This is a genomic window from Acinetobacter bohemicus ANC 3994 (assembly GCF_000367925.1).
GTDB lineage: Bacteria > Pseudomonadota > Gammaproteobacteria > Pseudomonadales > Moraxellaceae > Acinetobacter > Acinetobacter bohemicus.
In genome coordinates, this window is sequence record NZ_KB849171.1 from 1 (window position 1) to 10,267 (window position 10,267).

The following is a 10,267-nucleotide window of genomic DNA, read 5'->3' on the forward strand; positions in this document are numbered from 1 at the left end:
ATATTTAAGTTATAGTTCATTACTAAATTCAATATCTATTTATTTCTTAAAATTTAAGAATTTCTAAAATTAACATAATACACCTTATACGAAATGCTCTAATTTATTCTTTTTAATTCATAGTGTTATCGTATCTGTAAAAGCCCAGTCCTCACCGATTGGGCTTTTTACGTGAATAGTTGTGTTCCACGCTTACTATTTGATCAATACTCCACACTTTTAATTAGCACAGCTAAACAGGTTGTTTAGCCGTTCGGCAAGAAAAACCGGCTCAGAAAGCCCCTTGTCGGTAGTTCTAGTTCGATCTGTTCAGGGACTGGAATACGTTTGGTTTCTGTAGATGAATTAGCTATAGACTTAATCTCTTCTAACGGAGGATCTGTTGTTATGTCATTTGAAATAGGTGGACTCTCTTTTTCAATGTTTAACCTATCAGATTCATTATTTACTTTGGAAGGCTTCATCTCAATCAGTGTAAGAAGGGTATCGATACGATTATTTGCTTTGGCCTCTCTATCCTCTGCTTTTTCTAACTGTTTCTTTAAAAATTCGATCTGATTCTTGAGTTCTAAAACTGTATTATCACTGTATTCAGGTGTATTTGTATTTTGTATTGGAGACGTATCAATACGTTTTGAGTGTTTTCCATTGAAAGGCTCACCATAGACACGAAGTAACTCCGAGAAGTCTATAGAACCATCTTGGTCACGACTTAAAATACCGTTTTTTATATCTTTATAGATTGTAGCTCTAGATTTTTTATACAATGTAGCAGCATCACTAACACTGTATTTTGTACTTGTTTTCATAGTGTATTACTGTGTTTTAAGTATACGTATTGAAGAATACAATAAGTGTATTCTTCAATACACTCAAGGTTTAAAGCCTAAGTTATTTAAATGAGGTAAAAACTGTTTTTGCTTCTCTGGATCTCTCAACATATCTTTAATTCGAGCTGCAAGAGCTTCATAATTTTCATTACCTACTGCCAAATGACTTAAATCATGAAGTTCTGCTAGCTGATTGCCAAACATATTGATTTGAGAGTCACTCATTTTATAGAAATTTTTAGAAACTAATTTTTGGGGTTTTATTTGATCTTTTGCTTTTTGCTTAAAAGTAAAAGAAAATCCTGAAATAGAACGTCCTTTTTTATGTTGTTCATACTTTACGGTTATATCTGTATGTTCATTTATTTGTTTAATTGAAAGCTCTAAAATACGCTCTTTTAAATGAGCCATCCGTAAATATTCATTATCAAGAACGCCTAGTTTTTTTCTAAATTCTTGTAGTTCTATGGTTGGTGTTTTACCAGCGCTTCGCCATTGAATTAAAAGTTCATATAAACGTATGGCATAAGCACTACTAAGGCTACTGATTTGCTGTAATTCATATTTAGTAAATTGTTCTTCCAATCTAGTTATGAATGGAACAACAGCAGGTGCAAATATTAGGTCTACAGTTGCTTCATTGTCGTTATAAGCAATTTGAGATACCCAACGACTCATAACATTTCGGATATTCCCATTAGATTTTTTTTCTTGATAGCTAAATTGACGCGCGAATAGATCCTTACAAGCATCCTTTAAGGCTTGATAAGCCGTATTACGGTGCACGCCAAATTGATTGATATAGTTATCTGCATGAACCTCTAATGGGTCATTTGCATTAATCCCTTTACCGCTTTCCCGTGCTTCAACAATAGCCAATAAAATTAAACGTTGTTCTACTAGGTCTAAGTTATAGCTTGCGTTGATTAAGGCATTGTCTTTTACAACTAAATCTCTCATAACCACTATTTTTTTATTGTGTATAAGTACACGTTAATATTATTTGTGTACTAATGCAAGGTAAACGTGGGCATATTGCAAGGTAAACGTGGACATATTGCAAGGTAAACGTGGGCATATTGCAAGGTAAACGTGGACATATAAGCCATGAAACCCTTATTAATAAAGGATTTCAGCATATCTAAAAGCATTTAAAAACTTTAAAAATAATTAAAAGCTTAGAGAATAAAAAATTGCCCTTTGTTTTCGCTATGCTCAAACTCTATTGAACTTCGCTTACGCTCAGTTCTAAGGGGCAATTTTTAAGTTAATACCTGGTATAAGTCATCAAGAAAAAAAGAAACGCGGAATTCGCTTCGCTCATCAGTTTTTTATACTCGCTTCGCTCGATCTAGATACAAATAGATTTAACTAATCACACTATTTTTGAGAGTTTTAATACTTAAAAACATGTTTTTCAGAGGGTCTAGGCGCGACTTTTCATTGTGACAGCTCGTAGACACTCGCTTAAAAACGTTATTTTTCATTCGAATATATAAAAATAATAAAGCTTTTCACCGGCATAACTCATGTGCCGGTGAATGATGCCAGTAAGCAGTGCCGGTAAATTAACAATACTTACGATAATTCACGGTAACGCAACCGCTACGCTATCCTCTGAAACCATGCTATCGCTAGGTTTCAGCCCGAAAGGGTTCGGGACGGATTTGCTAAAACGCTAGGGCGTTTTTACCTTTTACAAAGCCCCCGTCGTTGCGCTGCCGCGCACGACAACCCCCTTACTGAAAAGTATTGAGCTTCATTTGACTACGCAATGAACTCAACGGACTTTTTTAACCGTAAGAGGGTTGTCGTGCACTGCGTTTCGACGGGGATGGGCTAGCCCCCCACTTCAAGGTCGGGTGTTTGGACACCCTAAAAAATGGGTGCGCTTCGCTTCCATTTTTTCCCTTTCGTGGCTCCCCCCTTGTCCTCTTTGCTGGGGCTTCGAGGATGCTTCACTGTCGTTCAGCCCACCTTCGGTGCAATCCGCGTATCGTATTTATTGATATATTTAGAAAAAGTGTTTATTCAAAAGATAATTTGATAATTTTTGATTAATTGAAAATATTTTCTTGGATTTATTACCAAGTAATATTGTCTTTTAAAACAAATATAAAAAGAAGTTTTATTATAAAACATTGACCGAAAAATACAATAAAATCAAAAACTTATATTTTTTTAGGTATTGTCAAAGTAAGTAAAAATATGCGATGGTAACTTAATCCAATTTTTGAAGATGATGAAGTATGCGGTTTTGGTTCTTAGCAGCTATATTTTTTACAGTTTTAATTTTCTCTTCGGATATAGCGTTTTTTTTAGGCAATTTTTTCTCAAATAAATCCCATTATTTTTTAGCTGTAGTAATAGGTGTATTCGCTTTTATTACATTAAATGTGAAATCTAGAAAAAGAGGAAATGCACTTTTTCTACAACTTTCTTCATACTCATTTTTTTTTGCTTAAGTCTATTTTTCATTTTATGGATTACTGCTTATTTGTTTGGAAAAGTTAGCAGTAATGAACTTTGGAAGTCTTTGATCGTTAGTGTAAGTGGGTTTGCTATGTCTGTTTGTATAGATCGGCTATTTATACCAAGGTTTGAAAAATTATTAAAAATTGGTACTCAAAAAGCAGGTACACAACGAGATTCAAAAACTGATATTCGAGATATTCACAATAGTTTTAAGTTGGTATAAATAGCCGATCTATACAAACAGACATAGCAAACCCACTTACACTTCAGTTCTTGAATATGATCCTCAAAAATTCTTTAGTTCTGGAAAATGGTTTTTCGGCTTAGACATGTATGGAAAACCTATTTTTTACGATAAGGAGAAATTAGTTCATACCCAAATTACAGGTGCATCTGGTTTTGGTAAGAGTGTTCTACTTGGGGTATTAACCTTTCAAGCTATTTTAAAGCGTGAATCGACTGTTATTTTCGATCCTAAACATGGTGGCGATGAATGGTTCCCTCAGGTCTGCTACACAGCAGCTCAGTCATTGAAAATACCTTATTTTTTTCTTGATCTTCGAGAAAATTCAGCTCAGTTAAATCTTTTTACTGGCATGACTAGTGATCAAATTATTAATTTATTGACTGTAGGGCTTCTTTTGGAAGAACGAGGAGATGCTGCTGATTATTATCGTGCTAAAAGCCGCAAGATGGCACGTTTTGTTGGGAAAAATTATCGTGACGGAATGACTTTAAAAGAAATCAGTGAGACATACGATGAATATTTTAGAAAAAATGAAGCAGACGGTTTTGCAGATGCTCTACAGGAACTTTCTGAAGTTGTCTCAGTCAATGCGACAGCAGGAATTTCTCTAGAAAATGCAGTGGATCAGGGACATGTTATCTATGTTGCAGGTGATTGGGAAGATCCTAAACATATAACAGTCCAAAGAATGTTACTTGGGAGAATCGTTCAAATTGTGAGCCAGAGAGATAACACCTTAGAAACCCCCAAACAGGTTTGTATTATCTTAGATGAACTATCTTTTCAAATTTCTAAAATTTTTGGTGATGCGCTTAAAGTTATTCGTGACAAAGGGTTGCACTTTATTCTTGCACATCAAAGTATCAATGATCTGCTTGATGTTCCTGACAACATGAATGGTAAGACTCTAGCCAGTTCGGTCATGGCGAACTGCCCTTTGAAGTTTACTTATCGTGCTGTGGACAATGAAACAGCTCAATATTTTGCAGAATTTTCAGGGGAAATACTTGTTGATGATGAAGCCAGAAATATCGAACAAACGCTAAGTTTGACGGATCGAGTAACAGGTGAAAAACAGATTCGCCAGACAGAACGAAATCTGATTGATTTCAATACAATGTTATCCCTGCCTTCAGGAACTGGTGTGCTATTTGGGAATGGTATTGCTCAAATATCTACGGTCTATCCCATTAAAGTTAAAAAAACTGCAAATGCAAAAAAACTTACAAGTGTTGATAGCAATAAATTGGATAAAAAATCAGATGTAAATAAGATTTTGATTTTTAAAGAGTTGGATTGATTTATGTCTAATCTAATCGCATCAAGAACCGAACAGGAAAAAATTAGAAAAGTTAAGGAATTACTAATTCTTTCCTTTCTACTTGATGAGGGCTACACAACATTAAGGATATTAGCTCTGTTGTTGACTATGACACCAAATGGAACTCGGAGAATACTTAATTCGATGGCGGCTAAGCAGTTAATCAAGGCTCATCAGGTCGCTGTACCTTTGAATCCACGAAAGGTTTCTGTTTGGGGGTTAACTCCTACAGGAGCCGCTTTTGTTACACCTGACAATGAACATCTTCGGTTTTTCAATGTAGGCCGGATTAAACCTATCACGATGGAGCATAGTTTAGCTTTACAGCGTGTTAAAGCGGGCTTAGTTAGAGATGGGTGGAGTGGGTGGCAAAGTAGCTCTAGGATGCTGAGAATAGCTAATTTAGAGCGTTCTATATGGATTCAAGTGCCAGATGCAGTCGCTATTTCTCCGAAAGGTAGAAAAGTTGCTATTGAATTAGAAAGAAACCTGAAAACGCCTAAACGTTATGTCGAAATTTTAGAAAACTACGCGGAAATGATTTTATCTGAGACTGTTAACGAGGTGTTTTATTTTTGCCCAGATAATCTTGAGAAAAGGTTGAGGAGCATGTTTTGCCGAATTGAAAAAATCGTTATTAAAGAAGAAGTAGTTCAAGTTCATGAAAGTCTTTTAAAGCGTTTTCATTTTATATCTTATGACGTTAATACTTTTAAATAATTCAGTAAACAGGAGATAAAAATTGTTGAGAAATGCAGGTATTTCAGATTTAAGTTTCATGCATAAACTTATTTTGATTGGTTCTCAAAAAGGTCATTTCAACCCTGAATTCAATTTGAATCAGTTGGCAAATGAGAGTTTAAAGAAGAACTTACGGTCTATTTTAAATGACCAAAAACGTTTGGATGCAGATTTAAAAGCATCTGCATTTATTACAGAACATAATGGTAAGCCTATTGCCTTTATGATTCTTTCAAAAACTCAGGGTAACGCAACTGAAATATGGATGATGGGTACAGATCCTCAATATCAAGGAAAAGGTATAGCATCATCTTCACTTGATAAGATTTTAAACAAATTTAAAACTAATAATAGTGTCGTCTTAGCTAAATGTCATCCTGCTTCTGAAGTTATGCTTAGATTACTTATTAAAAAGGGTTTTGAAATTCTAAAAACTGGTGAAAGTGGTATAAGCCTCTTGGCATATAACTTTCCTTCTCCGTCTAAAAAACCAAGATCTTGGTCTAGGCTTTTTAAATTTCGCATAAGAGATTTTATGTTAAATAATTATTTGTTTATTCATTACTAGAGAATCAATTTTGAAAATAAAGCATGAGTTATTACTGAACTATTATGAAGAAAGGCAAGTTGAAACAAAGAAGTCAGTAGATATTTTCTATTTAAATTTAAGATGAATTGGTTAGGAGTCCCCAATTATTTTCTTGAGATATGGTTCTTTTTCCATGGCTACATATTTTTTTATTTCCTTCGCTTTTTCTGAGTCATTATTGTTATGCTCCCATAAGCATACGTAATAGTTAGTATTTTCATGTTTATAAAATACTAACCACTCCCCAGTTATATATTCAGCAAGTTTTCCTTTTTCTCTAGAAAGTCTATCAAGCGTCACTTGAAAATTATCTTCAACAGCTTGGATTGGATGAACATTATTTTTAATGTCTTTACTAATTCCTGTGAATAGTTCTTTTGTGAGAAGCAAATCACTTGAATTGGTTAAATAATGTTTTTTATATAGCCCTTTTAACGCATATCCTTTAAAAGATTTTTGCTTCCCTGTATGTGATCTTTCATTGTTAAGGCCTTCCATTATTTCAATTTCTTGCAAAATTGAATGTATAGACATTTGATCAGCAGGAGTTTTTCTATTTAATAGCATTAAGTCTTTAATAAAAAGCCAGCTAAATCTTAAATTTGTTATTTCCAAGAATCTGTATTTTTTAATTATTTTCTGTACTCGGTTATACCTCTGTTTCATATTTCCGTATTTTAAATGATCATAGATAGTCAATTTTAAAAATTGGTTAGCTTCTTCAAAACTTAAGGTATAGAGTTTTTCTTTCACATAAAGTCCTAATTAATCTGTATATAAGCTTATTAATTCTTATATGATCGCTTGTATTAATTAATTTTTAATAATTAAATTTCTTTAAAGTATCTTTTAAGTTCTTACTAAAAACAGGATCTTCAAACAAGCTACTATTGTTCATCACATTAAGTATTTCTGCCTCAGTTGCCATAAGGTAGTTCTCATCATTATTTGTAATTTTGGGGCTTAATGTTTTAACTAAACTAGCAATTTTAGCGAAATCTTTATTCCGTCCACCTTCTTCCATAAATTTAGAAAAACGTTTTTGCATCGTGAAAGAAGCTTTTTTGTAGTCAATCCAACGGATATTACTTGCTATAAAACTATTTCTTATATCTTGATTAATAAGCATACGAGCCATAACAAGTTCAATAGGTTTGAAATTTATTGCTTTATTCATATTAGGAGGAGTTAATTTATCCTCTTTTGATGGAAGTGGATTAAGAGATTTAAGCAAAGAGTTAGATGGATCAAACATCACTAACATATCATTTTCAGAAATAAATGGACTTTGATTGCCTCTTAAATATTTTGTAGATGAAAGAATCTCAAAGTATTTAGTATTATTCGCAAATAAACAACTACTATACATTTTGTTTAATAGACTGTTTTCATCTATTTTTTTAGTATTTAGGGTAGCCTGTTTTATATATTCTTCTGTTGTAGAGTAAATATTAATACCAAGTGGAAATGTATATTGAAAAGATAATCTGTATGGTATTTCTCCGATTAACCGTTGAGAGTATTGTTGAGCCTCATCTGCCGATTTAGTCTGATTTTTAAAACTTTCCCAATTTTGAATAGATAAATATACGTACTCTTTAAATTGGTTACATTCCCCTTTTATAACGTCTTCAATTTCTCTAATTTTCATATTTCTTAATTGCGATGCAAAAGTTGTTGCTAGAGATGGATCAGTTAGATTGGGATTGGGATAAACATCAATAGCAGCAATGCTAGATGTACTTATGCTTAGCATCACAATAAGTTGTAAATAGTTCTTCAAGATATTTTCTCTAAAAAATTGTGTTAAATAATTACACTATAAAAAGTGTGAAGTGTTTAGTTTCGCTAAGATTAATATAATGCACGTTATGCGAAGTCAAAAATGGGAGCCTATAGCTCCCATTCTTTATGGATGATTTTTTAGTTCATTCAGCATGGCATCACGCAGAATCTTGTTCATTCGTGTCTGATAGCCTTTACCTTGCGCCTTTAGCCATTGCATGACATCTGCATCAATACGAACTGTAGTCACTTGTTTAGTAGGTTTGTAAAAAGGATTTTGTACTGCATTTTTCCAGAAACTTTCATCGAGTTCAGGAATGTCCGAAAAGTCTATTTCACTGTCTGGACGTTTAGCTAAAGCCTCAAGTCTTGCCTTCTGTTCTTCAGATAAGACAGGAGGGTTATTCAAATCCACTTTGTAAGTAACGGTTTTGTTCATACTGTTTCCTCTCTTTTTTCTCTGCCTGTCGTGCTGAAATAATACGGATATGATCAATCCCATTATGATCTTGCACAGTGTGGGCTACTAATAAAACTGTCTGCCCGTGTACGAGACCTATCGCTTGCCAACGATATTCACCATTCTCAAAGCGATCTTGTTTGAAGACGGCATGAGCATCATAAAAAACCAATGTTGCATCTTCAAAAGCCACACCATGTTTTTTAAGGTTTGTATCCGCTTTATGCTCATCCCATGAAAACTCAATTTTCATAGTTGCATCGCTTTTTGTTAATATAAAAATGTTAATACAAAATTGTAAGTTTTGCAAAAATTAACTAATTTTTATTGGCAGAATATATCAAAACTGCTCATAAAAAAGTCGACTTGTTTCTAAGTCGGCTTTTTGCTGTTTTTGAGGTCGGTTAAAAATTTTTAACTTACTGAAAAACAAAGTCTTTTTATATTGCGTTTCGTATAAGCGCCATTATGTTAAATAGCTCCACTCCAGACTTCATCTAAGTTCTTTAAATTATTGTATGCTTCTTCAAAATTACTTAATTTGAATGTTAAGACAGGAGATGTAAAAGGCTTCTCCCAAACTACTGATGTTACAAGGTCATGCATATTGTTCCATGCTACCCCAAATCGAATCCATTGAACTTCTGATTCAGTCACCATCTGTTCAATCATAATTACATTACAGACAAGATCTAAATCATCAGAACAAATTAAAATTGGTATGACAGTGGATACTGCACCATATTCAGAAGTTTCAGGTTTTAATAGTTTCCATGCATTACTCAAAGGAACGCTATTTTCAAAGTCATATAGCCAACCCTGTGCTGGAACGGAAGAATTTGCATCCTTAAAACTAGTGTTTTTACTTATCCATATATTTAATGGAAGCCCATCAATAGCAAAAATAGGAAATGGTTTAGTGTTTCCATTTCCATCCTGAATACATCCTTTGACAGGATGTTCATTTAATAATATTGCTGAAATCACGTTCATATATTTTATTTAAATACTTTAAAGATTTCCTAAAATTAACATAATACACCTTATACGAACTCAAAAATGGGAGCTTTAAGCCCCCATTTTTACTATATTTTTTGAAAATTTCGCATAACGACCATTATGTTAAATAGTTGCTGATTTAATTTAAAATATCACTATTCATGAGTTTCCCATAATAGATTTTATGTTAATGCAATTAATGATTCTTGATTTATACTTTATGGATAAAATTATTTATATCAGTAGTATATGAGCACATTTAATACAAAAAATTTAATTGCTAAACATGCGATTATTTTTAGTTCTACAGATTCTGAAATATCTATCCATATCTTTATCGAACCATTTATCTATCAAGATGAGATCATAAGCCCAACAATTCGCTTAGATAATATTGACTTACCTTCAACAAAATTATGTGATTTAGCAAATAGGTCTTTCACATTTACCCAAGAAGACATAAATGGCTCAATTTTTTTAGATGGGTCTCATCATCCTGTAGATGTCTTAGACTTAAGCTTTTTTTTAAGTCGGCAGAATAAATTAACTATTGTAGTTAAAGGTATTTATGTCTTTGAATATGAAGGATTTGATGACCTACCTAATGAAGCTTTTGTATTGAGCACTTTAGTTAGCAGTTGTGATGTTAATGAACAGTAGATCAACCAACAAAAAAGCTGACTCAGAAACAAGTCAGCTTTTTTGTTGGTTCTTAAATTTTTAAAATATTTAAGTTATAGTTCATTACTAAATTCAATATCTATTTATTTCTTAAAATTTAAGAATTTCTAAAATTAACATAATACACCTTATACGAAAT

At 32.9% G+C, this 10,267-nt stretch carries 11 protein-coding genes; 4 read left to right on the top strand and 7 right to left on the bottom strand.

Features of this window, described 5'->3' with window-relative positions; all coding sequences use genetic code 11:
* Positions 1-245 precede the first annotated feature (245 nt).
* Both F994_RS10250 and repM read right to left on the bottom strand, forming a co-directional pair.
* Positions 246-809, bottom strand: a complete 564-nt coding sequence (locus F994_RS10250) for a plasmid replication DNA-binding protein (RefSeq protein WP_004650319.1) — start codon at positions 807-809, stop codon at positions 246-248.
* A gap of 63 nt (positions 810-872) precedes the next feature.
* On the bottom strand, positions 873-1,790 hold the full coding sequence (repM, locus tag F994_RS10255) for a replication initiation protein RepM (protein WP_004650320.1): 918 nt from the start codon (positions 1,788-1,790) through the stop codon (positions 873-875).
* Between the two features lie 1,844 nt (positions 1,791-3,634).
* Here repM and F994_RS10260 point away from each other — a divergent pair.
* Genes F994_RS10260 through F994_RS10270 form a run of 3 tightly spaced genes read left to right on the top strand, consistent with a single transcriptional unit; the run spans position 3,635 to position 6,182 of the window.
* On the top strand, positions 3,635-4,852 hold the full coding sequence (locus F994_RS10260; RefSeq protein ID WP_004650321.1) for a type IV secretory system conjugative DNA transfer family protein: 1,218 nt from the start codon (positions 3,635-3,637) through the stop codon (positions 4,850-4,852).
* A 3-nt stretch (positions 4,853-4,855) separates the two neighbouring features.
* Positions 4,856-5,593, top strand: coding sequence for a MobC family replication-relaxation protein (gene mobC, locus F994_RS10265; protein WP_004650323.1), 738 nt, complete (start codon positions 4,856-4,858; stop codon positions 5,591-5,593).
* Between the two features lie 22 nt (positions 5,594-5,615).
* The gene (locus F994_RS10270; protein ID WP_004650324.1) at positions 5,616-6,182 is read left to right on the top strand and encodes a GNAT family N-acetyltransferase; all 567 of its coding nucleotides are present in this window, start codon (positions 5,616-5,618) and stop codon (positions 6,180-6,182) included.
* 111 nt (positions 6,183-6,293) lie between these two features.
* On the opposite strand, the gene F994_RS10275 is transcribed toward F994_RS10270, so the two are convergent.
* From F994_RS10275 to F994_RS10295, 5 genes are all read right to left on the bottom strand, one after another.
* Positions 6,294-6,956 carry a hypothetical protein gene (locus F994_RS10275; RefSeq protein ID WP_004650325.1) on the bottom strand — a complete coding sequence of 221 codons (663 nt, stop codon included), beginning with the start codon at positions 6,954-6,956 and terminating at the stop codon, positions 6,294-6,296.
* Positions 6,957-7,023: 67 nt separating this feature from the next.
* Positions 7,024-7,986 (bottom strand): hypothetical protein, encoded by a 963-nt coding sequence (locus F994_RS10280; RefSeq protein ID WP_004650326.1) that lies wholly within the window; start codon positions 7,984-7,986, stop codon positions 7,024-7,026.
* Between the two features lie 126 nt (positions 7,987-8,112).
* A complete protein-coding gene (locus F994_RS10285) occupies positions 8,113-8,427 on the bottom strand; it encodes a BrnA antitoxin family protein (protein WP_004650327.1) in 315 nt (104 codons plus the stop codon).
* Positions 8,390-8,701: a BrnT family toxin gene (locus F994_RS10290; RefSeq protein ID WP_004650328.1), complete on the bottom strand. Its 312-nt coding sequence runs from the start codon at positions 8,699-8,701 to the stop codon at positions 8,390-8,392. The genes F994_RS10285 and F994_RS10290 overlap by 38 nt, the downstream gene beginning before the upstream one ends.
* Before the next feature lie 218 nt (positions 8,702-8,919).
* Complete coding sequence (locus F994_RS10295; RefSeq protein ID WP_004650329.1) at positions 8,920-9,441, bottom strand: hypothetical protein; 522 nt, start codon at positions 9,439-9,441, stop codon at positions 8,920-8,922.
* 255 nt (positions 9,442-9,696) lie between these two features.
* On the opposite strand from F994_RS10295, the gene F994_RS10300 reads away from it, so the two are divergent.
* Positions 9,697-10,107 (top strand): hypothetical protein, encoded by a 411-nt coding sequence (locus F994_RS10300; RefSeq protein ID WP_004650331.1) that lies wholly within the window; start codon positions 9,697-9,699, stop codon positions 10,105-10,107.
* The last annotated feature ends 160 nt before the right edge of the window (positions 10,108-10,267 follow it).

Excerpts from the sequence above, each read along its gene's own strand:
- F994_RS10260 (WP_004650321.1), top strand. The coding sequence starts at position 3,635 with ATGTATGGAAAACCTATTTTTTACGATAAGGAGAAATTAGTTCATACC.
- F994_RS10285 (WP_004650327.1), bottom strand. The coding sequence starts at position 8,427 with ATGAACAAAACCGTTACTTACAAAGTGGATTTGAATAACCCTCCTGTC.
- F994_RS10290 (WP_004650328.1), bottom strand. The coding sequence starts at position 8,701 with ATGAAAATTGAGTTTTCATGGGATGAGCATAAAGCGGATACAAACCTT.
- F994_RS10295 (WP_004650329.1), bottom strand. The coding sequence starts at position 9,441 with ATGAACGTGATTTCAGCAATATTATTAAATGAACATCCTGTCAAAGGA.
- repM (WP_004650320.1), bottom strand. The coding sequence starts at position 1,790 with ATGAGAGATTTAGTTGTAAAAGACAATGCCTTAATCAACGCAAGCTAT.
- F994_RS10250 (WP_004650319.1), bottom strand. The coding sequence starts at position 809 with ATGAAAACAAGTACAAAATACAGTGTTAGTGATGCTGCTACATTGTAT.
- mobC (WP_004650323.1), top strand. The coding sequence starts at position 4,856 with ATGTCTAATCTAATCGCATCAAGAACCGAACAGGAAAAAATTAGAAAA.
- F994_RS10300 (WP_004650331.1), top strand. The coding sequence starts at position 9,697 with ATGAGCACATTTAATACAAAAAATTTAATTGCTAAACATGCGATTATT.